This window comes from Kitasatospora sp. NPDC047058, from assembly GCF_040643935.1.
Taxonomy (GTDB): domain Bacteria; phylum Actinomycetota; class Actinomycetes; order Streptomycetales; family Streptomycetaceae; genus Kitasatospora.
This window is the reverse complement of sequence record NZ_JBEYVJ010000106.1, coordinates 1-22,912: the sequence shown is the minus strand read 5'-3', so window position 1 is coordinate 22,912 and position 22,912 is coordinate 1. Positions and strand designations below refer to the sequence as shown.

The 22,912-nt window shown below is 73.6% G+C and carries 20 protein-coding genes and 3 pseudogenes; 10 read left to right on the top strand and 13 right to left on the bottom strand.

Annotation, left to right across the window (positions count from 1 at the left end; all coding sequences use genetic code 11):
* Window positions 1–109 precede the first annotated feature (109 nt).
* Together ABZ885_RS18245 and ABZ885_RS18240 are read left to right on the top strand one after the other, a co-directional pair.
* A complete protein-coding gene (locus ABZ885_RS18245) occupies window positions 110–1,699 on the top strand; it encodes a cellulose synthase catalytic subunit (RefSeq protein WP_360189089.1) in 1,590 nt (529 codons plus the stop codon).
* Window positions 1,700–1,826: 127 nt separating this feature from the next.
* Window positions 1,827–4,109: an acyltransferase family protein gene (locus tag ABZ885_RS18240; protein WP_360189087.1), complete on the top strand. Its 2,283-nt coding sequence runs from the start codon at window positions 1,827–1,829 to the stop codon at window positions 4,107–4,109.
* A gap of 138 nt (window positions 4,110–4,247) precedes the next feature.
* On the opposite strand, the gene ABZ885_RS18235 is transcribed toward ABZ885_RS18240, so the two are convergent.
* Window positions 4,248–4,748, bottom strand: a complete 501-nt coding sequence (locus ABZ885_RS18235) for a hypothetical protein (protein WP_360189084.1) — start codon at window positions 4,746–4,748, stop codon at window positions 4,248–4,250.
* Window positions 4,749–5,177: 429 nt separating this feature from the next.
* Between ABZ885_RS18235 and ABZ885_RS18230 the strand changes: the two genes are divergently transcribed.
* The 3 genes and pseudogenes from ABZ885_RS18230 to ABZ885_RS18220 all read left to right on the top strand — a co-directional run.
* On the top strand, window positions 5,178–5,420 hold the full coding sequence (locus tag ABZ885_RS18230; RefSeq protein ID WP_360189081.1) for a hypothetical protein: 243 nt from the start codon (window positions 5,178–5,180) through the stop codon (window positions 5,418–5,420).
* A gap of 185 nt (window positions 5,421–5,605) precedes the next feature.
* Window positions 5,606–6,232: a class I SAM-dependent methyltransferase gene (locus tag ABZ885_RS18225; protein WP_360189079.1), complete on the top strand. Its 627-nt coding sequence runs from the start codon at window positions 5,606–5,608 to the stop codon at window positions 6,230–6,232.
* 317 nt (window positions 6,233–6,549) lie between these two features.
* Window positions 6,550–7,158: pseudogene (locus tag ABZ885_RS18220) on the top strand (Tn3 family transposase); the annotation flags it as partial.
* Between the two features lie 190 nt (window positions 7,159–7,348).
* On the opposite strand, the gene ABZ885_RS18215 reads toward ABZ885_RS18220, so the two are convergent.
* Window positions 7,349–8,347 (bottom strand): winged helix DNA-binding domain-containing protein, encoded by a 999-nt coding sequence (locus ABZ885_RS18215; protein ID WP_360189078.1) that lies wholly within the window; start codon window positions 8,345–8,347, stop codon window positions 7,349–7,351.
* A 104-nt stretch (window positions 8,348–8,451) separates the two neighbouring features.
* Window positions 8,452–9,186, bottom strand: coding sequence for an alpha/beta fold hydrolase (locus ABZ885_RS18210; RefSeq protein WP_360189076.1), 735 nt, complete (start codon window positions 9,184–9,186; stop codon window positions 8,452–8,454).
* 80 nt (window positions 9,187–9,266) lie between these two features.
* On the opposite strand from ABZ885_RS18210, the gene ABZ885_RS18205 reads away from it, so the two are divergent.
* Window positions 9,267–10,244, top strand: coding sequence for a YafY family protein (locus tag ABZ885_RS18205; RefSeq protein ID WP_360189073.1), 978 nt, complete (start codon window positions 9,267–9,269; stop codon window positions 10,242–10,244).
* Here the strand turns inward: ABZ885_RS18205 and ABZ885_RS18200 are convergent.
* Together ABZ885_RS18200 and ABZ885_RS18195 are read right to left on the bottom strand one after the other, a co-directional pair.
* Window positions 10,238–10,327, bottom strand: a pseudogene (locus ABZ885_RS18200) (TetR/AcrR family transcriptional regulator); the annotation flags it as partial. The gene ABZ885_RS18205 and the pseudogene ABZ885_RS18200 overlap by 7 nt on opposite strands.
* Before the next feature lie 258 nt (window positions 10,328–10,585).
* Window positions 10,586–11,146, bottom strand: a complete 561-nt coding sequence (locus ABZ885_RS18195) for a GNAT family N-acetyltransferase (protein ID WP_360189070.1) — start codon at window positions 11,144–11,146, stop codon at window positions 10,586–10,588.
* 518 nt (window positions 11,147–11,664) lie between these two features.
* Here ABZ885_RS18195 and ABZ885_RS18190 point away from each other — a divergent pair.
* A complete protein-coding gene (locus tag ABZ885_RS18190; protein ID WP_360189067.1) occupies window positions 11,665–12,294 on the top strand; it encodes a class I SAM-dependent methyltransferase in 630 nt (209 codons plus the stop codon).
* Window positions 12,295–12,524: 230 nt separating this feature from the next.
* Here the strand turns inward: ABZ885_RS18190 and ABZ885_RS18185 are convergent, their stop codons facing one another.
* From ABZ885_RS18185 to ABZ885_RS18175, 3 genes are all read right to left on the bottom strand, one after another.
* A complete protein-coding gene (locus tag ABZ885_RS18185; protein WP_360189064.1) occupies window positions 12,525–13,871 on the bottom strand; it encodes a PQQ-binding-like beta-propeller repeat protein in 1,347 nt (448 codons plus the stop codon).
* 348 nt (window positions 13,872–14,219) lie between these two features.
* Entirely contained in the window at window positions 14,220–14,615 is a 396-nt protein-coding gene (locus ABZ885_RS18180) for a hypothetical protein (RefSeq protein ID WP_360189061.1), read from the bottom strand.
* A 157-nt stretch (window positions 14,616–14,772) separates the two neighbouring features.
* Complete coding sequence (locus ABZ885_RS18175; protein WP_360189058.1) at window positions 14,773–15,150, bottom strand: hypothetical protein; 378 nt, start codon at window positions 15,148–15,150, stop codon at window positions 14,773–14,775.
* 433 nt (window positions 15,151–15,583) lie between these two features.
* Between ABZ885_RS18175 and ABZ885_RS18170 the strand changes: the two genes are divergently transcribed.
* Window positions 15,584–16,012, top strand: a complete 429-nt coding sequence (locus tag ABZ885_RS18170) for an OsmC family peroxiredoxin (RefSeq protein ID WP_360189055.1) — start codon at window positions 15,584–15,586, stop codon at window positions 16,010–16,012.
* A gap of 315 nt (window positions 16,013–16,327) precedes the next feature.
* On the opposite strand, the gene ABZ885_RS18165 is transcribed toward ABZ885_RS18170, so the two are convergent.
* From ABZ885_RS18165 to ABZ885_RS18155, 3 genes are all read right to left on the bottom strand, one after another.
* Complete coding sequence (locus tag ABZ885_RS18165; protein WP_360189052.1) at window positions 16,328–16,897, bottom strand: nitroreductase/quinone reductase family protein; 570 nt, start codon at window positions 16,895–16,897, stop codon at window positions 16,328–16,330.
* 353 nt (window positions 16,898–17,250) lie between these two features.
* On the bottom strand, window positions 17,251–19,020 hold the full coding sequence (locus tag ABZ885_RS18160; RefSeq protein WP_360189049.1) for an alpha/beta fold hydrolase: 1,770 nt from the start codon (window positions 19,018–19,020) through the stop codon (window positions 17,251–17,253).
* 274 nt (window positions 19,021–19,294) lie between these two features.
* Entirely contained in the window at window positions 19,295–20,659 is a 1,365-nt protein-coding gene (locus ABZ885_RS18155; protein WP_360189047.1) for an FAD-dependent oxidoreductase, read from the bottom strand.
* 243 nt (window positions 20,660–20,902) lie between these two features.
* Here ABZ885_RS18155 and ABZ885_RS18150 point away from each other — a divergent pair, with 243 nt between their 5' ends.
* The gene (locus tag ABZ885_RS18150; RefSeq protein WP_360189044.1) at window positions 20,903–21,193 is read left to right on the top strand and encodes a hypothetical protein; all 291 of its coding nucleotides are present in this window, start codon (window positions 20,903–20,905) and stop codon (window positions 21,191–21,193) included.
* Window positions 21,194–21,301: 108 nt separating this feature from the next.
* Here ABZ885_RS18150 and ABZ885_RS18145 read toward each other — a convergent pair whose 3' ends face one another.
* Window positions 21,302–21,706, bottom strand: coding sequence for a peptidoglycan-binding domain-containing protein (locus ABZ885_RS18145; RefSeq protein ID WP_360189041.1), 405 nt, complete (start codon window positions 21,704–21,706; stop codon window positions 21,302–21,304).
* A 286-nt stretch (window positions 21,707–21,992) separates the two neighbouring features.
* Window positions 21,993–22,601: a TetR/AcrR family transcriptional regulator gene (locus ABZ885_RS18140; RefSeq protein WP_360189038.1), complete on the bottom strand. Its 609-nt coding sequence runs from the start codon at window positions 22,599–22,601 to the stop codon at window positions 21,993–21,995.
* Window positions 22,602–22,646: 45 nt separating this feature from the next.
* On the opposite strand from ABZ885_RS18140, the pseudogene ABZ885_RS18135 reads away from it, so the two are divergent.
* Window positions 22,647–22,760, top strand: a pseudogene (locus ABZ885_RS18135) (D-2-hydroxyacid dehydrogenase family protein); the annotation flags it as partial.
* Window positions 22,761–22,912: the final 152 nt, after the last annotated feature.

Below are 22,912 nucleotides of genomic sequence, written 5' to 3'. Positions count from 1 at the left end.
CTCAGCGAGCGGGTGTCGCTGAGCTCGCCGCCCGCCGAGCCGGCGGCGTCGAAGCAGGTGGAGTCCACGGACGCCTCGGCGAGGCCGTATCGGCCCGCAGCGCCGCTGGGTGCTGCTCTGCGCCACCCTCTCCTACGCCGGCGCGACCGCCACGCTCGGCCTGTTCGCCCTGAGCCGGCCCCTGCTCTGGCCCTTCCTCGCACTGACCGTGCTCAACGCCGTCACCTGGCTGCTCTCGATCACCGACGGACAGCGCGCCCGCCGCTACACCCGCGACTCGCACGACCTGCTGCTGCGCGCCTGGCGGCCGGCCCGGTACCCCGGCGTCGACCTGCTGCTGCCCACCGCCGGTGAACCGCTCGACGTCCTGGCCAACGCCTACCGGCACACGGCCGCCGTCCGCTGGCCCGGCGAGCTGACCGTCCTGGTGCTCGACGACGCCGCCCGCCCCGAGGTGCGCGTCCTCGCCGAAGCCCACGGTTTCCAGTACCGGGCCCGGCCGGACCGCGGCCGGTTCAAGAAGGCCGGCAACCTCAACCACGGCCTGGCCGAGGGCACCGGCGAGATCATCGCCGTCCTCGACGCGGACTTCTGCCCGCGCCCCGACTTCCTCCACCACCTGGTGCCCTACCTCGACAACCCCGAGGTCGGCATCGTGCAGAGCCCGCAGTGCTTCGACACCGACCCCGGCATGTCGTGGCTGGAACGGGCCGCCGGAGCGACCCAGGAGATCTTCTACCGCTGGATCCAGCCCTCCCGCGACGCCCAGGACGGCACCGTCTGCTGCGGCACCAACGCGCTCTACCGGCGCGCCGCCCTGCGGCGCGTCGGCGGCTTCGCCGAGATCGACCACAGCGAGGACCTCTACACCGGCCTCTCGCTCGCCCGCGCCGGGTGGACCACCCGGTACGTGCCCGCCCTGGTCGCCAAGGGCATGTCGCCCACCGGCCTGCCCGCCTTCATCAGCCAGCAGTACCGCTGGTGCCTCGGCTCGCTCGCCCTGGTCGGCGACCCCGGCTTCCGGCGCGGGCCGCTCGCCCGCTCGGCCCGGCTCTGCTTCTGGAACGGCATCCTCGGCTACGTCACCAGCGCGGTCAACGTGTTCGCCGTCCCGCTGCCGGCCCTGATCATGCTGTTCTTCCGGCCCGAGGAGATCCGCCCCTGGCAGGTGCTGCCGTTCCTCCCGCCGATCTGGGTCGCGCTCGTGCTGCTGCCCGCGATGTCCCGCACCCGCTGGCGCTTCGAGGTCACCCGGGTCCAACTCCTGGGCGGGCTCTGCCACATCGTCGCCATCGCGCACGCGGTGCGCCGCCGCAGCGCCGACTGGGTGCCCACCGGCGCCGTCTCCGGCGGCAGTTCGCTCGCCCGCACCGTCGCCCGGATCGGCGTCGGCTGGCTCGGCCTGGTCGTCCTCGCCGGTGCGGCCGGCCTCGCCAGGGCCGTCGCCCTGTACGGCTGGCAGCCCTACTGGGCGCTCACCGCCCTGCTCGGGCTCACCGCCTACACGACGATCCCGCTCGTCCGGGCCCTGTGGCCCCTGCTGCGCGGCGGCAACGGCGCCGCCGTCGGCGAAGTCGCCCCGCCCAGCCGGCACACCTCCGACCCGGGCTTCGGCCGGGCCGAGGCGGTCGCCCTCACCGCCGTGCTGCTGCTCTGCGGCCTGCTGGCCTCCGGATGGGCCGATCCGCTCGTCTTCTGACATTTCGTCAATTTCTTTATGTCCGCTAGTCCTTGCGCGTCGCCCCACCGGCGCGGACCCGCCGCCCGGCCGCCCCACCGGCCCGGCGGTCCCGAACACCGCTGCCAGCCATGCAAGGAGCACCGCCGTGCCCACGGCCGTACCACCGGGCGCCGGACGCCCGTCCGCCCAGCCGACGAACCGCCGCTCGCCGCACACCGCCCGTCCCGACGCCGCACCCGACGCCGACCCGGGCGCGTCCCTGCCCGACCTCGTCCACCTGGCCGCACCCGCGCGGGCCGTTGCCGTCCCCGTCCCCGGCGCCGACCCGGCCGCGGAGCCGGCCGCCGGTTCGGCCGTGGAGCCGCGCGGACGAGCGGCCTTCCGCCCCGACATCGAGGGCCTGCGCGGCGTCGCCGTGCTCGCCGTCCTGGCCTTCCACGCCGCCGTCCCCGCGTTCACCGGCGGCTACGTCGGCGTCGACGTCTTCTTCGTCATCTCCGGCTACCTGATCACCGGCCTGCTGCTGGCCCGCCCGCTCGGCCTCCGGGACTTCGCCGCCCGCCGGGCCCGCCGGATCCTGCCCGCCGCCGCCGTCGTCCTGGTCGCCACCGCACTCGCCGGCGGCGCACTGCTCGACCCGCTGCGCGGTACCGACCTCGCCCGCGACCTGATCGCCGCCGCCGGCCAGTTCGCCAACTGGCGTTTCGTCGGGCAGCAGACCGACTACCTCGCCGCCGAACGCGACCCGAGCCCGCTCCAGCACTTCTGGTCACTGAGCGTCGAGAACCAGTTCTACCTGCTCTGGGGCGTCCTGCTGCTCGGTCTCGCCCGCTACCTGACCGGCCGCCGCCGCACCGCCGCGATCGCCGTCGCCATCACCGCGATCGGCGGCGTCTCACTGGCACTCGGCATCCGGTGGACGGCCGGCTCCGCACCACTCGGCTACTTCTCCACCGCCGGCCGGCTCTGGGAGTTCGCCGCCGGCGCCGGTGCCGCGCTGCTCGGTACGACCCTGGCCCGCCGACTCGCGCACACCGGCCCGCACACCGGCCCGCACACCGGCCGGGCCGTCCGACCGTCCGCCCGCCCGGCTGCCCCGGCGCTGCGCCTGCTCGGCCCGGCACTGCGCCTGCTCGGCTGGGCCGGCGCGGCCGCCGTCCTCCTCGCCGTCTTCCGCTACGACCGCAACACGCCCTTCCCCGGCACCGCCGCCCTGCTCCCCGTCCTCGGCACCGCCGCCGTCCTGCTCGCCGGCCCGGCCCACCGCGCTCCCGGCGCCGCCGACGTCGGCCGCCTGCTCGCCACCCGCCCGCTGCGCGCCGCCGGCCGCCTCTCCTACGCCTGGTACCTCTGGCACTGGCCGGTGCTGACCATCGCCCAGGCCCGCTACGGGACCCTGCCGTGGACCACCCTGGCCGCGCTCACCGCCGCCTCCGCCCTGCCCGCCTGGCTGACCCTGCGGCTGGTCGAGCAGCCGCTGCGCCACGGCGGCAGCGCGGCGCCGCGCCGGGGCCTCGCGGTCGGCGCCAGCGCCCTGGTCATCCCGCTGATCGCCGGGCTGACCCTGGGCGGCGGCACCGTCCGGGCCCTCGGCGACTCCGGCCCGCCCACGGTGGTCCCGGCCGGCGCGGTCGACGGCCCCGCCCTGCTCGCCCCCGGCAGCCGGGTGCTCACCCTGACCCCCTCGCCGGCCAGGGCCCGGGAGGACTTCCCGCCCGGCCGGGGCTGCGAGATCCCGCTCGGCGCCGACACCAGCCCGCGCTGCCTCTTCGGCACCGAGGACAGCCCCGACCGGATCGTGCTGCTCGGCGACTCGCACGCCGGCCAGTGGATCTCGGGCGCACTGGCGCTGGCCGGCCAGCGGCACTGGGCGCTGGAGGTCCTGGTGAAGCCGGGCTGCCCGCTGGCCACGCTGACCGTGCGGAACAACGTCCTCGGCCGCACCTTCGAGGAGTGCGACCGCTGGCGCGAGAACACCCTCACCCGGCTCGCCACCGGCCCCAAGCCGCGCCTGATCCTGATGGCCGGCCTCAACCGGTACGGCGGCCAGGAGGAACGCGCCGAGGGCTGGACCCGCACCCTCGACCGGCTCGCCGCCGTCGGCACCCCGCTCGCCTACCTCGGCGACACGCCGATGCCCGGCAAGGACATCCCGACCTGCCTCGCCGCCTCCGACGGCCGCTCCGACGCCTGCTCCTTCCCCCGCGCGTCCGCCTTCGAGCGCGACCCGCTGACCGACGGCGGCCTCGCCGCCCGCTACGGCGTCCGGGTGCTCGACCTCGCCCCGCTGCTCTGCCCCGGCACCGGGCCGGACTGCCCGGCGGTCCTGGAGGGCGTGGTGCTCTACCGCGACACCGGGCACATCACCGACACGCTGGCCCGCGTCCTGGCGCCCCGGCTGGACAAGGAGCTCCTCGGGCCGGCCTGACGGGCGGTGATACCCGGCGGGCGGGGTACGACCGGCGGACGGCCGTGCCCCGGCAGGCCGCCGCCGGTCCGCCTCGGTCCGCCGTCGGGGCAGGAGCCGGCCGACGGCACCGGCCCACCGGTCCTGCCCCGGCCCCGGTCAGCCGTAGAGGTGGTGGCAGAGGCGGGCCTGTTCCGATCCGGCCGGCCACCGGCCGATCCGCTCGGCCTGGTCGCAGAGCGATCCGCCCCCGACGGCCGTCGGCAGGGCCGGCGCACCGCCCGGTGCCGGCCCAGCCGATACCGCCGGGCCGCCGGCCGGGCGGGACGGGGCCGGGTGAAGGCTGTGGCCCGGCCGGGGGTGGGCGGTGGCGGAACGGTCCGCCGCGGTCCCGGGGCCTGCCGGTTCGTCCGTGGCACCCGGCTGCCCGGCCGGGGTGGGCGCCGCCTCCGGGGAGGGGGCCGGCGTGCCGGGCGGCGGCGTGGCCGGGACGGGCACCAGGTCGGGCACCGAGGGCACCGACGGCAGCGCGGAGGGGGACGGCGACGGCGGCCGCTCCGCCGAGGTCGGCGAGGCCGAGGGGAACGCCACCACCCCGGTCCGCTCCTCGCCCGACCCGGGCCCGCACATCACCAGGACGGCGGCCAACCCCCCGACCATCCCGGCCGCCGTCGCCGCCCACACCCAGCGCGGCCGCCCCGCCGCCGCCCTGGCCGCCGACGGCCTGACCGGAGGCGGCGGCACGGGCGCCGACGGCGACATCGCCGACGCAGGCGGCGGCGGTGGGACCGGCGGCGGCTGCCACGCGTTCGTCGGCCACTGCCACTGCCCGTCCCTCGGCTGCCCGCCCATGCCCGGTGTCCTCCTGCCGGCCGTCACCGACCACCGGCGACGCGTTTGCCGTGCTCAACGAGCCGGTCGACGCGGGGACATGACCCGGAGGCGGTTTCCCTGCCGCGCGCGCTCCCTCCGCGCCCCCCGGCAGTCGCCCACGCCGCCGCCTGAGCCGCTGCCGGGGCCGCCGCCGGGCCGTACGCTGGCTGCCATACCCCGGGTGCGGCCCTCCGAGGTCCGCCACATGCTGGGGGCATGGACACCAACAGCACGCCGAACAGCACGGCGAAGCCTCTGGTCGAGATCGCCGAGTTCCGTACCGACAGCCGGTACCGCCTGGTCCGCTTCGAGGGCCACGGCTGGGAGCCGCTCGCTCCGGAGGAGTTCGAACCCCGCATCCACCAGCTCTTCCCCGACCTCGACCCGCGCGACCCCGCCCGCGTCCACTGGGCCGACCGCCCCTGGGAGTGGCCCGCCTGGCACCCGGGCGAGGCCTGACCAGGCCTCCGGCGCAGCCCGCCCCGACGCCCCGCAGGCCGATCCGGCCCGGCTGACCGGCCGTCGGTTGGCACCGTACGGCAATCGGGGGAAGATCGTGCCGACCGTGACGGGCCGTCGGGCCCGACACCGGCGGCGGGCTGCCGCAGCCGGCCGGTCGCGCGTCCGACGAACGAGGGGGAGCTGTGAACGGGCTGGAGAGCAACGCGGGTTACGGCGAGACGGCGGCGGAGCGGGTCGCCCAGTACGAGGGGGTGACCTTCGAACAGGTCCACCGCGAGGTGCTGCACCTGTTCCCCGGCCAGCCGTCCGACATCCTCGACATCGGTGCCGGCACCGGCCGGGACGCGGCCGCCCTGGCCGCGCGCGGCCACCGGGTCGTCGCGGCCGAACCGACCGCCGAGCTGCGCCGGGCCGGCGAGCGGATCCACGCCGGCAGCGGTATCCGCTGGGTCGACGACGCGCTGCCCGAGGCCGCCGCGCTCCGCGCCACGGGCGAGCGCTTCGACCTGATCCTGCTGTGCGCCGTCTGGATGCACCTGGCCGAACAGGAGCGGCCGCCGGCGATGGACGCGCTCACCCGGCTGCTCAAGCCCGGCGGCCGGGTCGTCCTCTCGCTGCGCCACGGCTCGGTGCCGCCCGGCCGCCGGATGTTCGCCGTCCCGGCCGACGAGACGATCGCCCAGGCCCGGGCGTGCGGCCTGGACCTGCTGATCCGCACCCCGCGGCCCGACCTGCACGACCGCCCGGGGGTGAGCTGGACCGTCCTCGGCTTCGCCGCCGCGGGCGGGCGTTCCCCCGGTGTCCGGTAGGGGCGACGGCCCCGGTCGCCGCAGCAGCCACGTCCGGGTCGGCTCCGTCACCTCGTCACGGGTGCGGCCGGCGTGGTCGACGGCGACGCAGGTGCTGCCGATCCGCAGCGAGAAGGGTCACCGTGCAGCGGACCTCGACCTCGTCCTCGTCCGGGCAGAACGACCGGAACAGCGAACGCGAACGCAGCCACTCCCTACGCCGGTTGTCGACCCGTCGGAGCCGCTCCGTGACCACCTCGTCGGGCCGGGCCCGGTCACGGATCGCCAGGTCGACGGTGACGCTCCTCGACGGCGCCGTCACATAGGGCCAGAGCTTCCCTGTCTTTGCGCTCGCCCACCTCCTGGGCTTCGACCTGATGCCCAGGATCAGGAACTGGAAGGAACTGACCTTCTACCGGCCCTCCAAGCAGAGCGAGTACGTACACATCGACGCCCTGTTCGGAGAGCCGGGCAAGAACACAATCGACTTCGACCTGATCGAGTCCCAGTTCCGCCACCTGATGCGTGTGGCCGTCTCCGTACGCGAGGGCACCATCTCCTCCTCCACGCTGCTCAAGCGGCTGCGGTCGGGGTCGCGGAAGAACGCCACCCACGCGGCCTTCCGCGAGGTCGGCCGCGTGATCCGCACCGTCCAGCGTCTGCGCTACCTCTCGGACGCGCCGTTGCGGCGGCGGGTGACCGCGGCGACCAACAAGGTCGAGTCGTTCAACCGGTTCTCCCAGTGGATCGGCTTCGGCAACCGCGGCGTCATCGCCGACAACGACCCCGTAGAGCAGGAGAAGGCGATGAAGTTCAACGCCCTGCTCACGAACGCGGTGATCTTCCACAACGCCCTGGACATCGCGGAGATCGTCCGCCAGCTGCTGGAGGAGGGCTGGGAGATCGACCCGGAAGACCTGGCGCACATCTCGCCGTACCTGACCTAACACATCAACCGGTTCGGCGAGTACGGCACCCACGAAGTCGGCATCCGGCCGGAAGCGTACGACCCGAAGCTTGACGTCGACTTCACCCCGCTCCGTGAGCAGGGTCTGATCGCCGCCGGCCTCGGTCAGGCCGCTTGACCCAACGTTCTCGCCTATGCGGCCGCCCTTTTTGGATCGGGATGCGGGTCGGCTATGTGGTGGGCCGCAGAAAGCCGACGACGGCCTCCTTTTCCATGTCGATACCCTGCTCGATCTGAGGCGGGACAGGTTCGAACGCATCCACCTGGATGGAGCGCGAGCCGGGGCCACGGGTCCAGGTGGCGATGGCCAGGCCGTCGGCGATGACGGTAGGGCGGATGAGGCCGCCTCCTGGCCAGACGCGGGCCTGGTGGAGAGCGGGGACGGACGCCTCGCGGGTGCGGTAGCCGATCAGGTAGTTGTCGCAGGCGGGCAGTATGCGAACGTCCGGGGTGTCAGACGAGCGTGGGAGTTCTTTCACCCGCCCGGCGAGCATGGTCAATGCGCCGTACTCGGTGATCACGCCGGATTCCGCCAGCATTTTCCAGGCCCTGCGGGCCCAGGTGATCGGCAGTCCGGACCAGGCGGCGAAGTCCTCCAAGGTGGCGGGGGCGTGCGCAGCCAGGTACCGGCGGGCCAGCTCGGCGAGAGCGTCGTCGCCCTCCCACCGGAAGCGCCCGGTGGAGGGCAGCCAATCGTCGAGCAGCACATACGTGCCCTCACCGGCGCGCTGCGGACCATGGCAGAGGATGCCGGTGAGTGCCGCGTGGCGGATCAGGTAGAACGGCGCCTGCCCGTCCGGCGGAATACCGAGGGTGGTAAGGCGCTCGGTCAGCTCGGCTCGGGTGAGTGGGCCGTGCGCGGCAAGAGCGCGCCGGATGAGATGGTCGGCGCGCTGGCGCAGATCATCACCCAGGCCCAGCTGCTGGTAGCGGCGGCTGGTTGCGGAAAGGATCCGCGGGGACAGCAACTGCAACACCCAGCGGGCATCGTCGCTGGGGATGGTGTGCAGGGTGCCGCGCATGTACCAGTTGCGGACGATACTCCGCTCCTTCTCGTATGCCGTGCGAATGCTTTGGGCGGTGATGTCCCGGCCGCGTACCCGGATGCCCAGGTCGGCGGCCGTGGCGTCCTGGGCCTGGATGGCGAAGACCCGTCGGACGACCGTCACGGCAGAGGCCTCGCGTGCTCCGCCGGCCAGGGCCTGCGCACAGGCCCGGAGCCTGCGGATGCTCTCGTGGTCAGGCGTCGGGCTGTGCCTCTCGGCCGGCGCGGTCAGGAGACGGCCTTGTCGAGGACGCGGGCGAGTTCGGCGGGCGCGGACAGCATCGGCCAGTGCCCGGTGGGCAGGTCGAAGCGCCGCCACGGCGGCTGGTTCAGGTAGGCCAGCATCGGCACTCCGGCGTCCAGCAGCCCCGTGAAGTCACGGCAGGCGATCAGGACACGGTCCACACCGGGACCGGGCTCGGCCGGGTTGGCGAGACGCTGGGCGAACGTGCCGAACGGCTGAGGGGTGGCACGCGTGCGCAGAACGTTCTGCCGGCTCTCATCGAGCCCGTCGAGGCTGCTGGACAAGCCCAGGACCTCAAACGGCGGCATCGGTAGCCGCCACCCGTCGTCGGAAGCGTCGACCTGCTGGCGCAGCTGGTCCACTGCCTGCGGTGGCATGAGGTCGAGCATGCACATGCCTGCGGCGAAAGGCGCACTGTCCACGTAGATCACGCGCTCCAGCCGGTCGCCGAGACGTCCGGCCGCCCCGGTGACCGGTGCAGCCGCGTAGCTGTGGGCGACCAGCGTGACGTCACGCAGATCGTGCTTTTCGACGAATCCCGTGATGTCCGCGATGTGCGTGTCCAGATCCGTCTGAGGGCCGCCCTGGTCTGCGTGCTCGGCCAGGCCGGTCAGTGTCAGCGGCAGCGCCGTGTGGCCGCGCTCCTGCAAAGCTCGGGCGGTGTCTTCCCAGGCCCATGCCCCGAGCCAGGCGCCGGGAACGAGTACGAAGGTGGCCATGTGATCTCCCTGAAGTGAGGTGCTGCGGGGAGCGTAAGGTCGATACAGGACAGAATCCGCCCTGAAATGCCGAGTGATCCATGTCGCATCCCCTCACCCGTGTGCTGACCCTGCTGGAACTCCTCCAGTCCAACACCCGACTCACCGGGACGGAGCTGGCCGACCGGTTGGACACCGACGTGCGCACGGTGCGCCGGTACACCGCGCACCTGCGGGAACTGGGCATCCCCGTGGAGGCCGAACGCGGCCGCTACGGCGGCTACCGGCTGGCCCGCGGCTACCGCATGCCACCCCTGGTCCTCACCAACGACGAGGCCCTCGCCGTCGTCCTTGGCCTGCTCGCGGCAGAACGTCTGGGCATGGGCACCGCCGCGCCGGCCAATGCCGGTGCCCTGGCCAAGATCGAACGGGTACTCCCGCACGCCCTGCGCGAACCGCTCGCCGCCATGCGGGAGACCCTGTCCTTCACCGCCCACGCCGTAATCGGGCAGGCACCCGGAACCGGCGTCCTGCTGGCCCTGGCCCAGGCCTCCCGCGCCCACACGACCGTCGCCATCAGCCACCAGTCCTGGCGCCAGGAACACACCGAACGCGACATCGACCCCTACGGCGTGGTCTTCCACACCGGCCGCTGGTACGTCATCGGCCACGACCACCTCCGCGACAGCCTGCGCACCTTCCGCATCGACCGCATCACCTCCATCACCCCCCGAGCCCACAGCTTCACCGCACCCGACGGCTTCGACCCCGTCGCCCACCTGACCTCGACCCTCGCCCAGGGGCCCTACCGCTGGCAGGTCGAGGTGACGATCCATGGCCCCCTCGATGAGATCGCTCGCCGGCTTCCTCGCTCAGCGGTGACCCTCACCGCCCAGCCCACCGGCGTTCTCATGCACGCACGGGCAGAACGGCTGGACGGCATGGCCCACATGCTCGCCTCCCTGGAGTGGCCCTTCACCATCCACCATCCCGACGAACTGCGGCAGGCACTCAAGAATCTGGCCGCCCAGCTCACCGCAGCCGCCCAGCGGAAACCGGAAGAACTACCGCAGCCGTAGAAGCCGCCCTCGGTCACACCGAGCGCCTGCGCCGGCGGCTCGATCCGGACGGCCTCCGGCCCACCGGCCGCGAGCGCCCGCAGCCCCTCCTCGACCCGGCGCTCGCGCGGCGTACGGGGCGTGCCCGTCCGGTGTCTCCCTCCACGGTCGGGCCTGCCACCTCCGGCCCCACGCCGGTCGTACGGTGCCGCACAGACCATGCCGGGGTGGCACCGTGCAACGTTCGGTGCGGTACGGGATACCGGCCGTCGGGTGCGTCCTCCGGACGGCGCGTGTTCCGGCGTCGCCCCCGCCCCGCAGGCGGGGGCTTGAAGACGGGCCCCTGGCCCTCACCGCCACGGCTACCGGGACTGCGCCCAGTCGCCCCTGGTGAGTTGGTACTCGACTTCGCCGTGCTCGGATCCCGGGATCGCTTCCGGCCAGTCCCCGGTGAAGTTCCGGAGGAACGACAGGCCTGCCTTCTCCATCACGCGCCGGGACCCCACGTTCACCGCCATGGTGTTCGCGGTGACCAGGTCGACCGCCAGGCCGGTGAATCCGTTGTCGATCAGGGCCCGCGATCCCTCTGTGGCATAGCCCTTGCCCCAGGCCGCCTTGTTGAGCCGGTAGCCGAGTTCGACCACGGCCGGGCTGTGGTCGTCAAGGGGACGGAATTCGAACCAGCCCAGGAATGCCCCGGTGGTCCCTTCCTCCGCGGCCCAGTAGCCGCGGGTTCCGAAACACGGGTGGTCATGGAGGAGCCGCGGCAGAGTCCGTTCCCTGATCGCCTCCCGGCTCGTCGGCTTGCCGCCGTTGATGAACCGCACGACATCGGGGTCGTTGTCCAGCGCGAACAAGTCGTCGGCATCGGCCTCGGTGAACGGGCGCAGGACGAGCCGTTCGGTCTTCAGGTAGACATGCATGGTGTGATCTTCACGACCGACCGGCCGGACCCGCCACTGATTATGTCCACGTCCGGCATCGCCGGGAGCGCACAGGCGGAAGACGCATGACGAGGGCCCCGGCCGGGGCAGGAGAGTCCGTCGGCAGGGGAACCGGCATCCATGGGCTTGCCGAACGCCGGCCACCTTCGGGACGCTCGACGACCCTCACTCGGCCTGCGCGCGGTGTGTGCCGTGCGCGGTGACCGGGCGGTGGGCGCGCCGGCGGGCCCGTACGGCGGCGCGGGCGGGGATTGCGGTGATCAGGCCCGCTGCCAGTCCGAGCCCCGGCCCGCCGGGCGGCCCAACAGGACGGCCAGGACGGCGGAGACGAACGCGCCGGGCCAGAACAGCGGCGAGGCGTCGAGAACGGCGGTGATCACACCGGGATGGACGCCGCCGCACGTGCGTTCGGTTCGCCGCCGGGCCGGGGCCGGGAGCGCGGGCCGGTCACGGCCCGGAGGAGCTGCGGACGTGCGCCGATGCTAGCTTCTCTTCCCATGGTGGAGCACCAGGACGAGACCAGGGCGGCCTATGACGGGGTCGTCGAGCTGTACGCGTCGATGTTCGCCAACGGGTTGGAGGACCGGCCGTTCGCACGGAACATGATCGGCACCTTCGCCGAGCTGGTGCGCGGGACGGGGAACCTGCGGGCGGCCGACGTCGGTTGCGGGCCCGGCCATGTGACGGCCATGCTGCACGGCCTGGGGCTGGACGCCTTCGGACTCGACCTCTCTCCGGGCATGGTCGACCACGCCCGGCGGGTTCATCCGACGCTGCGGTTCGACGAGGCGCGGATGGAGGCCCTGCCGGTCGAGGACCGCGCGCTCGGCGGCGTACTGGCCCACTACTCGATGATCCACACCCCGCCCGGTGAACTGCCCGCGCTGCTCGCCGAGCAGGTGCGGGTCCTGGCACCCGGGGGCCTGCTCCTGGTCTCGTTCTTCGCGACCGACGCACCGGAACCGGTCCGCTTCGACCACAAGGTGACGCCCGCCTACAGCTGGCCGGTGGACCGGTTCGCCGAGTTGCTGACCGGGGCCGGGCTCGTCCCGTTCGCCCGGCTGGTTCACGACCCGGCCTCCGAACGGGGCTTCCTCGACGCCCACTTGCTGGCCCGCCTGCAGTAGGGCGCGGACGGACGGATGCGGCCGGCCGCGGCTACCGCTCCCACAGGTCATCCGGAACAAGATCGGCACGCACCCGGACACCCTGCCGATCAAGATCGCCGAGCGCAAGGCCTGCGGCTCGACTCGTTCTGGCGATCTGTCGGGCCCACCCCGCCCGACACCGCCCCCACCGGGGACCGTTGGCCCCCGGGACCCTCCGGGCCCCTGAAGCGGGGGCGGTGCCCCGTCCGTCAGGCGACGGGCTGGATCGCGAAGACGAAGAGGCCCCCGGCGCTGCGGACGGCGGCGTACCCGTTCGTCGTGAACTGCGGCATCGCCTCGATCCCGGAGGCCAGCAGCTTCTTGTCGCGGGCGTCGAGCGCGGCGCCGGTGCCGTTCAGGTACGCGTAGAGGACACCGTTGCCCGGGAGGGCGCGCGGCGTGATGTTCACCTCGTCCGCGGCCTGGCGCCACAGCTCCTTGCCGGTCTCCGTGTTCCAGGCGACCGCGCCCTTGCCGTACTGCACCACGGCGGTCTTGCCGTCCGGGGAGATGGCGAGGCCGTCGTCATCGATGGTGCCGTTGGTGTCGATGCTCGGCCCCTCGGCGAGCCGGTTGCCGCTCTTGACGTCGATCAGCGTCATGACTTCTGCGGAATCGCCGTACGAGGACCATTCGAGCAGGGCCTTGTCGCCCTGGTACGGCATCAGCCGCGCACTGGTCGCCTTGGTCGAGGTGATCAGCTTGGCGACGGCGGCCGGCGGCGCGAGGTCCTTGGTGTTCCACGCCTTCTTGCCCGTGCGGATGTCCGTGGCGGTCAGCCAGTTGGCGTACGGCTGGAAGGAGGTGTCCCTCTGCGAGGAGTAGCCGATACCGGAACCGACCGCCCCCTTGAGATCGGTGTCCAAGGCCTGGGTGGTCAGGGTCTCCCCGTCGCCGATCGGGATGAACTTGGCGCCGCCGGAGCCGCTGGTGTCCACGAGGTAGCCGTTCCTGACCGGGGTGGACATGTGGGTGTCGCCGTCGAAGGAGGAGCTCCCCAGCTTCTCGCCGGACGGCGCGTACATGGTCAGCACGGTCTGGGTCGAGGCCTTCTTGAGGCCGTCCTCCGGGGTGTCGACGCGGTTGCGGATCAGCAGGGCCGGCGAACCGTCCCGCCACTCGCCCACCTGCGCGAGGGCCACCGTCGGGGTGGACCCGCCGCTCTTCTCGGGGAGGGCGAAGCCGAACTCCTTGCGCAGCGTTCCCGTCTTGGCGTCGAGGAGCCGGGCGGTGAAGGTGCTCTTACCCGACTGCTCGTCGCGGTAGCCGGTGACGATGACGGCGTCCCCGACCGTGCAGACGTCGCGCTGACCCGAGTCCTTCTCGGACGCCTTGCTCGCGCAGTTCCTCGCCTCATCGTCCGTCAGACTCCAGGCCGGCTGCGCTGCCAGCCCGGGCACCGGCTTGCCCTGGTAGACCGCGCCCTTCGGCGTCGCGGGCGCGGACGCCGCTGCCTTTCCCGTCTCCCCGCCGCCGGCCTTGGCGCCGGCGTCCGCCCCTCCGGAGCACCCGGTCACGAGACCTGCGGACAGCACCAGACCGAGCGCCACCGTCATGCGTATACGATTCAACTTCTCTGTCCGTCTTTCCGATTGAATGATCACGCCCGACGAACACCCTACTTTGATCATGACCCGCCCCTGTCCGGCATGCCTGCGCGCCCCGATGCCGACCACGGGCGCGGTGGACGGTCGCGGCGTGGACGCGGCGAGTGCCACTCGGTCGGGAAGGCGCGGTCGCCCGGGGTAGCGGTGTCGGCGGCGGCGTTCGGGGGCGAGCGACGGCAGCGGGGCCATCCGCTCCCACGGGTCGTCAGGAACGAGATCGGCACGCACTCCGGACACCCGGCCGACCAAGATCGTCGAGCGCGGGACTCACGGCTCAACCCATTCCGAAGCGAGAAGTCAGTACACCCAGCTTTCACAGCCGAGCTGGCGGGACTCCCTCCTCAGGACTTCGAGCGCGCCCCGGAGCCCGTCCACAGCCGCCTGGAATGCCTGAGTCGTTTCCGGACCCAGGGTCGGCGAAGGCATGGTGTCCGCACCGTTCGGAAAATCATCGCCGACTGCCGCGGCGAACCGTGCCCATGCACTGCGGTAGAGACTCGTGCACCGATGGAGCTCGTCGCCGCAGTCCGCCCAGGTCGCCCTTGCCAGCCTCCCTTTTGTGCGTGCCAGAAGATGGTTCAGCTCTGCATGAGCAGCAATCAACTCGCCCGTCAGGAAACGAAGATGGGCGCCGGCATAGCGGTGGGCCAGCACGTCGATGAACTCCTGGTCAGGATTCGCGTACCCGTCCACGGCGCTTGGCCCCCTCGTTGTCCCCGTTTTCGGCCGGACCGACCGGCGCGGTGCGACCGTAACATCACCGGAAGGTTGCTTCCCGACTCGGCGCCTCTGACCGCGCAGTCGAGGTCAGGGTCATCCGGAGGCACGGCCCGGCTCCGAGGAAGGACGGTCAGATCGTTCGTGGGGCCCGGGCCGTCGGGCGCGGGGCCGGCTGGACCGGGAGGCGGCAGTCGGTGACCGGAAGCGGCCGTTGTCCGCCCGGCAGCAGCGTGGCGCAGCCCTGCGGGTCGGACGGCACGCGGTGGCGGACCGCGGGTCGGCCGGCGTTCGGGGCGGGGCGCGCCATCGGCATCCGGTCGGCGGACCCGGGTGTTCCGGGCGGCCGTTCAACGTCCGGTGCCGCGGCGGGGTGGACGGGTGGTGCCGTCGGCCCGGGCGCGACGGTCTCCCGGTGGGGGGCTTCGCCGGACAGGTCGCTCAGCGGGATGCCGAGCAGGAGGGTGAGGCAGGCGACGGAGCAGATGACGGTCGAGGTCGAGAGTTGCAACACGAATGTCCTGGGTCGAGTGTCCGGGTCGTGGGCGGGCCGAGGGGCGCCCCCCGTTCACGCTAGGAAACGGCCGGCGGTCGCACACCGGGGTCGGCACCGCGGCATTTGCGGCCGCCGGGCGTTTCGGCCCCGAAGGTGTGGGACCGGCGGACCGAGATGATTCGGCGGCCGGCCGTTGCCGGTGGCCGACGGCCCGGTGGTTCTGCTGTGATCACCGAGGCAGGACCCGGCCGGAGCGTGCGGACAGCACACGGCCGGGGAGCCGCTCCACGCCTTCCGCCCTTTCCGGGCCACCCTTCCCGCCCTGTCCTGCCCTGCTCGGCCCTGCCCCGCCGGGCCGGGCCGGGCCGGGGCGGGGCGGGGCGGGGTCGGTCGTGCCCAGGGCGGCGTGCCGCGGATGCCGGACCGTCACCACCTCTGGAGGAAGCCCATGGCCACCACTCGTACCGCGTCCACCGTGTGGAAGGGATCGTTGATCGAAGGGGCCGGCGAAGTGGCGCTGGAGTCGTCCGGCTCCGGCACCCACCCCGTGTCCTGGCCGGCCCGTGCGGTGCAGCCGAACGGGATCACCAGCCCCGAGGAACTCATCGCGGCGGCGCACACCTCCTGCTTCTGCATGGCCCTCTCGCACGGGCTGACCGAGGCCGGAACGGCACCGGAGTCGCTGGAGGCCCGGGCCGAGGTGACCTTCGAGCCCGGCACCGGGATCACCGGCGTCGTCCTGACCGTGCGTGGCTCAGTGCCGGGTCTGACGGCAGAGGGCTTCGCGGCGGCGGCCGAGGAGGCCAAGCGGAACTGCCCGGTCAGCCAGGCGCTCGGCGGTGTTCCGATCACCCTGGCCTCCGCCCACCTGCGCTGATGGTCCGGCCGCGCACACCGCGGCCCGACCGCGCACAGCGCGCTGATCACTCGCCCCGCCGGTTTGCCCGGCGGGGCGGGCAGTGGCTTCGGGGACCGGCCGGGAGGTGACCGTGGCTGCGCGCGGAACGGGTGCACCGAGGAGGCGTGGGCGACCGCTCGGCAGCCGGCAGGACCGGCCCGAGGTCTTCGCAGCCGACGGCCTGGACGGGAGCGCAGCCCGAGGGAGCTGTCCGGCCAGCAGACCGGACGGCGGCCGTTCCGGCGGCGGTGACGTGATGCCCGGACGAGCGCGCTCACCGGCCCCGACGCCGGATCAGCTGCCCGCCGCGTCAGCTCCGTCCCTGCCGTCCATGCCGTCCATGCCGTCAGCCCCGTCCACGCCGTCCGCCCCGTTCGGCGTGCCGGGCCCCGGTGCCAGCACCACCACCGCGGTCTCGCCGGGCCGCAGCGCCGCGAAGGCGTCCAGGTTCGCGTCGATCCCGCGCCAGCGGGCCCAGAGCCGCGACCGCTCCTCGCCCGTCGCGGCACGAGCCCGTACCGGCCGCCGCCCGTCGGCCAGTTCGACGGTCGCGTCCGGGTGCGCCTGGAGATTGAGCCACCAGGCGGGCTCGCCCTCGCCCCACCCGTTCATCGCCAGCGAGACCAGGTTCGGACCGTCCTCGAAATACCCGATGATCACGCTGCGACGGCGCCCGGTGCGGCGCCCGGTGGTGGTGAGCCGCAGGGCGCCCCAGCCCTTTCGCTTCGGACGCCACAGGCCGATCCGCCCGCCGGAGGACCGGTACACGCCCCGGTGGACGGCCCAGGCGGCACGGATGAACCAGCGGGGCGGGAGCCGGGGTGCCTTCGTCCGCCGCTCGACCGACACGGTGACCTCCCACATCCCTCGCCGGCTGTGGCCACGCACAGGACGATAGCGGCAGCCGCCGACGGCCGATAGGTCCGTGCGGCACCCGGGCGTACGCGCCTGCCGACGCTCGCTTCCAGGTCCGGCGAGGCCCTGGTTCGCCCGCCGTCGGCAAGGCGTTCGCCGAAGGGCGTGGGCAGGACGCCGAGCACAAGGGGGCGTCGGACCCGGCCCGTCGCGCGTCCTGGCCGACGGTGACGTACGTCGCCTCGTCGCCGGCCACCCTTGTCCCTTTCGGTGGTCGGCCCGGGCTGGGAGGGCGCCGCGCCGAGGAGCGGTGCCGAACCGGGGCGCGTCGTCCGGAACCGTCCGGCCGGGGCCGCACGTGCTCAGCCGGTCAGCGAGCGGGCGAACTCGGTGATGGCGTCGGCGAGTTCCGGAGCGTAGGCGGAGGGCCGGCCGCCCGGGACGGTGTGGACCGGAACGGGGCTGGTGCGCATCAGCCCGGCGGCGGTTGCCCGTTCGGCCGGGCGGGCGGCGGTGCGGAGCCTGCGGGTGGCGCGCCGGGCCGCGCCGGGGCGGTGGGACGGGTGCTGGGTCGCACGGAAGCCGGAGGCGGCCGCGGGCTCGGGCACGGTCGGGGAGTCCGCGGCCACCAGGACGAGGCCGGCCAGGCGGTCCGGGTGGGCGGCTGCGTAGCGCAACGCCGTTGTGGCGACTGCGGCGTGGGCTACCAGGACGGGCCGGGTCCGGACCGGGGCCAGCAGCTCGGCCAGCCAGCGGTCCTCCGTGCCGGTGGGCGAGGTGTGGCCGGTGGGCGAGGTGGGGCCGGTGCGCGAGGAGCGGGCAGTGCGGGCGGTGCGGTCGGTGCGCGAGGAGCGGCCGAGACCGGGGAGGTCGGCCGCGAGCGTGGGCGCGTCCAGCCGGGCGGCCACCTCGTGCCAGGCGTCGGCGTCCGCGCCCGGGCCGTGCAGCAGGACGAACCGGGGGGTGACGCCGTCCCCGACGACGTAGCTGCGGCTTCCGGCGAGGTCGGTGAATCCGCCCGGGAGCGCCGGTCCGGGAGTCGTCGCGCCGAAGCCGTCGGCGACCAGGCGAGTGGCCCAGCGGCGCAACACGTCGGCGACGGGCGGGTGGTGGAGGCCGGCGGCAGCGGCGAGGCGGTCGGCGGAGGTGGTGTCGTAGGTGTCCTCGGAGAGGAAGGTGAGCGTTTCCGGGTCGGCGCCGGTCAGGGCGTGGGGCAGCCGCCGGACCAGCCCGACCGGGACCAGCCCGCGCGGCGCGCACACGCCCAGGTGCTCGGCCAGCAGGGCGATCAGGTCCGGCAGGAGCGGGGTGGCGGGGTCGAGCACGGTGTGGGCGTGGGCCGGACCGTCGTCGTGCTCGGGGACGGCCGCGAGGAACCGGGCCAGGTGGTCGACGGCGACCACCGGCAGGAAGGTGCGCGGCGTCCCGGGGAGCAACGGCAGCCGCCCGGACCAGAGTTGCCGGACGAGTTCGGCCGGGCCGATGTACTGCCCGGCCTCGCCGGTGACCGAGTGCCCGATCACGCTGCTCGGGTTCACCGTGGTGAGCGGCACGCCGAGCCGGGCGGCGGTGACGCGGACGGCGGCGTCGCCCAGCTGCTTGGACGCCTCGTAGGCGCCGAGCCGGGCGTACAGCGCGTCGGTCTCGGCGGCGGGGAGAGGGTGGCGGGGTGCGGTGTCCCGGCCGACCCGGTAGCCGGAGAGGTGCACGAGCCGCCGGAGCCCGGACCGGCCGGCGGCCCAGTGCAGCGTGTGCAGCGCGCCGTCGACGTTGGCGGCGTGCGCCTCGGCGCGGGGGAGGCCGAAGCGGTAGCGGGCGGCGAGGTTGTGGACGTCGCGCACGTCGGCGAGCAGGGCGTCGTCCTCGGGGGAGAGGCCGAGTCCGGGGCGGGTGAGGTCGGCGGCGACGGTGGTCAGCGCGTCGTCGTCGGCGCCGTGTGCGCGGAGCCAGCCGCGCAGCTCCTGGTCCTGCGCGCTGCTGCGTCCGCCCCGGACGGCGGCGGCGACCGGCTCGCCGCGCCCGAGGAGTTCGAGGACCAGCCAGCGGCCGAGGAAGCCGGTGGCGCCGAGGACGAGGGTGCGCGGGGGAGGCGGGGGCGACGAGGGGGCGACCAGGCCTGTGTTCATGTTCATGGGCGGGCTCCTTTTCTGTAGACCGGTCTGCATATTTTTCGCTGATGGGTGTGCGGCGCAGCAAAGGGGCACACGCATTTTTCTGTAGACCGGTCGGTATATTTTCGCGCGGCAAAGCACCGCTGTCCGGTGGATCAGCGGGGTACGCGGGCAACGGCGGGCGTACGCAGGCGAAGATACCGCCGACGGGGAGCCGGGAGGAAGAGCACCCCGGGAAGAACGGCGGCGGGCCTCCCTCCGGTACCCCGGAATGAGGCCCACCGCTGACGTACCCTCAGGCGCCGCTGCGCCGCAGCATCTCGTCGCGCTCCACGACCTTGACCCGGTCCCGGCCCTCCGCCGCGCCGAGTGCCCGCTCGTGGGCGTCGAGCCGCTGCCACCCCTCCCACGTGGTGTACCGGACGCCCCGCTCGCGCAGGTGGGCGACGACCGCCCCGGGGTCCGGTTCCGCGGCACCGGGGAGCCGCCCGCCGGCGTGGTCGGCCAGCAGGCAGGCGACGGTCTCGTTGGCGTCGCCCTTGGTGTGGCCGATCAGGCCGACGGGGCCGCGCTTGATCCAGCCCGTGACGTAGGTGGCGGCCTGGTGGGAGCCGTCGCCGGCCAGGACGCGGCCGGCCTCGTTCGGGACGGTGCCGGAGACGGGGTCGAACGGCAGCTTGGGCAGCTCGTCCGAGTAGTAGCCGATGGCGCGGTAGACGGCCTGCACGTCCCAGTCGGTGTACCGGCCGGTGCCGCGGACGTTGCCGGTGCCGTCGAGCTCGGTGCGTTCGGTGCGCAGGCCGCTCACCCGGCCGTCCGTGCCGGTCACTTCGACCGGGGACTCGAAGAAGTGCAGGCGGATGCGGTGCGGGCGGTCGCCGACGTCGCGGATCGCCCAGTTCTCGATGGTGGCGGCGACCATGTCGACGTGCTTGCTGCCCCGGCGCTCGGCGATCGAACCGTCGTCGTACTCGATGTCCTCGGGGTCGACGATCACCTCGATGTTCGGCGAGTGGTCGAGCTCGCGCAGCTCCATCGGGCTGAACTTCGCCTGGGCCGGCCCGCGACGGGCGAAGACGTGCACCTCCAGGGCCCTGTTCCGCTGCAGCCCGGCGTGGACGTTCGGCGGGATCTCGGTGGGCAGCAGCTCGTCGGCGGTCTTGGCCAGGATCCGGGCCACGTCGAGAGCGACGTTGCCCGCGCCGAGCACCGCGACCTTCTCGGCCTCCAGCGGCCAGGTGCGGGGGACGTCGGGGTGTCCGTCGTACCAGGAGACGAAGTCGGCGGCGCCGTACGAACCGTCCAGGCCGATGCCGGGGACGTCGAGTGCACGGTCGGCCACCGCGCCGGTGGCGAACACCGCGGCGTCGTAGAACCGGTGCAGGTCGTCCAGGGTGAGGTCGCCGGGGTAGTCGACGTTGCCGAAGAGGCGCAGCTGCGGCTTGTCCAGCACCTGGTGCAGCGCCGTGACGATGCCCTTGATCCGGGGGTGGTCGGGTGCCACGCCGTAGCGGATCAGCCCGAACGGGGCGGGCATCCGCTCGAACAGGTCGATGGAGACCCCGGGCTCCAGGGCGGCGTCGGACTTCAGCAGGGCGTCCGCGGCGTAGATGCCGGCGGGGCCGGCTCCGACGATCGCGACACGGATCGGGCGGGACATGGCGGTGCGTTCCTCCGGGCAGTCGGGCGGGTGCTTTGAAGCAAACCCGCTCGGCCCGCACCGCTGTAGGGGCCGGGGAGCTATGACCCCATAGAGCGGACCTATGGCCCGGCCGGGAACATCCCGGCGATCACGGCCACCCCCGGCGTACACCGCACGTCGCCGCACCCGCGCCGCACCTTGCCACGCCGTACGCCGGGACCCGGTGCGCGGGCGGCCGGTCCCGGGTGGCAGGCTGGGGCCGTGCAATCCTGGACCACCTCCACCGAGAACGACCTGCGGCGACTGCTCAACGAGTGGGATCCGATCGGCGTCGCCGACGACGCGCCGGACGAGTACGACTGCATGCTCGCCCCTCTGCTCGCCCGGCTCCACTCCGGTACCGGCCCGGCGGAGATCGAGGCGTTCCTGCGGCACGAACTGGTGGACCACTTCGGGATCGATCCGCTCGGCCTGCGGCCCGACGCGATGGCCGCCCGCGTGATCGCCTGGTGGACGTCGGCCGGCCCGGGCAGCGGCTCCGGCGGCGCCTGACCGGTCCCCCGCCCGGCGGACGGCCCGAGCCCGAGCCCGAGCCCGAGCGGGAGCGGGATCGACCGGGGCCGGGACGGGCGGACCGTCCCGGGCCCCGGGCGCCGACTGCTAGAAGGTGCTCGGGACGTGGGCCCAGCAGCCTCCCGTGGAGCCGTCACTGTGGTAGCCGTAGCCGTCGTTGTTCATGTAGAGCAGCCACCAGCCGGTGTCGGGGCCCACGATTCCGTCGACCTCCATCGAGGGCCAGTGCGACTTGACGTGGCGCTGGAACTCCTTGAGGGCGGCCTCGGTCTTCGGGCCCCAGTAGCTGTCCTCGGAGATGCCGGCGTAGTACTCCCCGTTGTGGTTGAGGATGTGCTGGACGCACCACACGCCCGTTCCGTACTCCGAGTAGCCGCGGCCGATGTACGAGGCGTTGGGGTTGGCGCTGGCGGCGGTGGTGGTGCCGATGACGGCGGACGCCGCCATGCCGAGGGTGAGGGCGGCCGTTGCGAGCTTGCGGGTGATGTTCATGGTGGAGGAGTCTGCCGCGCTCCGGACGGGTCGTCAGGCCGCCTGCGCAGTGTGAGCCGTCCCATGCCCGTCTCATGCCCCTGAGCAGGGAAGTCCCGGTGTCTCAAATCCCGGGCCCGGGGGTGGCTGGGACGGACGGGACGGCGATCGGGCCCGGATGGCGGGGCTTCCGGAAGTGGGCCGCCTCGGCGGGCGGCGTGGCGGTGGCCGGACGGCGGCTGTCGGCGCCCCGCCCTGTCCGCGTCCTGCCCGTCGGCGTGCCGTGCCCGTCGGTGTGCTGTTCCCGTCAGTGCTGCGCCGGACGGCTCCGCGCCGCGTCGGGTCGCGTGACGAGGAGGTGGCGGACGGCGTGGCGGGCGTCTTCGAGCGGGTGCGGGGCGCGGCGGACGCGGGCGAGGAGCAGTGCGCCCTCCAGGAGGGCGAGCGCCTGCGCGGATGCGGTCTCCGCTTCCGCGGGGCCGAAGCCCTCGGCGGCCAGGCGGTCGGCGAGGACGGCCTGCCAGCTCGCGTACACCTCGGCGCAGACGGCGCGCAGCGCCTCGTTGGAGCCGGCCACTTCGAGGCCGACGGCGGCGATGGGGCAGCCCTTGGTGTAACCGGACTCCTCCAGGCGGGCGAGGAAGACGTCGGTGAGCTGCCCGACGACCGCGGCGGCGTCGGGGGCCTTGCGGGCCTGCGCCTTGAGGAGCTCCTCGACCTCCTGCCCGGCCTGGCGGAGGGCGGCGGCGACCAACTGGTCCTTGCCGTCGGGGAAGTGGAAGTAGAGGGAGCCGCGCGGGGCGCCGCTCTCGGCCACGATCTGGTTCAGGCCGGTGCCGAAGTAGCCCTGTGCCTCGATCAGACTGCGCGTCCCGGCGATCAGCCGGGCGCGGGTCTCCTCACCCTTGACTCCCATGCGGAAAACAGTAGACCGGTCTGCATATTCCTGTCGACCTGCAGGGCGACCCCGCACCTCGGCTACGTCTCGTACGACAACTACCGGACGTACTACGGACAGGCGGTGGAGGATATCGCCGCGTTCCTGGCCGGTGCGCCCGTCCGCCTGCTGGGCTGAATCCGGCCTCCCACAGCAAGCCCCCGGACCCGAGCCGCCCCCTCGAACAGGCCCGAGCCGCCCCCTCGAACAGAGCCGGGGGTGGGGCCCCCCCCGAGGGAGCGGGCCCACCCCCGCGGGGGGCGGTGACGCCACGGCGCACCGCACCCCCG

Excerpts from the sequence above, each read along its gene's own strand:
- ABZ885_RS18235 (WP_360189084.1), bottom strand. The coding sequence starts at position 4,748 with ATGGTCGGGGGGTTGGCCGCCGTCCTGGTGATGTGCGGGCCCGGGTCG.
- ABZ885_RS18230 (WP_360189081.1), top strand. The coding sequence starts at position 5,178 with ATGGACACCAACAGCACGCCGAACAGCACGGCGAAGCCTCTGGTCGAG.
- ABZ885_RS18210 (WP_360189076.1), bottom strand. The coding sequence starts at position 9,186 with ATGGCCACCTTCGTACTCGTTCCCGGCGCCTGGCTCGGGGCATGGGCC.
- ABZ885_RS18205 (WP_360189073.1), top strand. The coding sequence starts at position 9,267 with ATGTCGCATCCCCTCACCCGTGTGCTGACCCTGCTGGAACTCCTCCAG.
- ABZ885_RS18195 (WP_360189070.1), bottom strand. The coding sequence starts at position 11,146 with ATGCATGTCTACCTGAAGACCGAACGGCTCGTCCTGCGCCCGTTCACC.
- ABZ885_RS18190 (WP_360189067.1), top strand. The coding sequence starts at position 11,665 with ATGGTGGAGCACCAGGACGAGACCAGGGCGGCCTATGACGGGGTCGTC.
- ABZ885_RS18185 (WP_360189064.1), bottom strand. The coding sequence starts at position 13,871 with ATGACGGTGGCGCTCGGTCTGGTGCTGTCCGCAGGTCTCGTGACCGGG.
- ABZ885_RS18170 (WP_360189055.1), top strand. The coding sequence starts at position 15,584 with ATGGCCACCACTCGTACCGCGTCCACCGTGTGGAAGGGATCGTTGATC.
- ABZ885_RS18165 (WP_360189052.1), bottom strand. The coding sequence starts at position 16,897 with ATGTGGGAGGTCACCGTGTCGGTCGAGCGGCGGACGAAGGCACCCCGG.
- ABZ885_RS18160 (WP_360189049.1), bottom strand. The coding sequence starts at position 19,020 with ATGAACATGAACACAGGCCTGGTCGCCCCCTCGTCGCCCCCGCCTCCC.
- ABZ885_RS18155 (WP_360189047.1), bottom strand. The coding sequence starts at position 20,659 with ATGTCCCGCCCGATCCGTGTCGCGATCGTCGGAGCCGGCCCCGCCGGC.
- ABZ885_RS18145 (WP_360189041.1), bottom strand. The coding sequence starts at position 21,706 with ATGAACATCACCCGCAAGCTCGCAACGGCCGCCCTCACCCTCGGCATG.
- ABZ885_RS18140 (WP_360189038.1), bottom strand. The coding sequence starts at position 22,601 with ATGGGAGTCAAGGGTGAGGAGACCCGCGCCCGGCTGATCGCCGGGACG.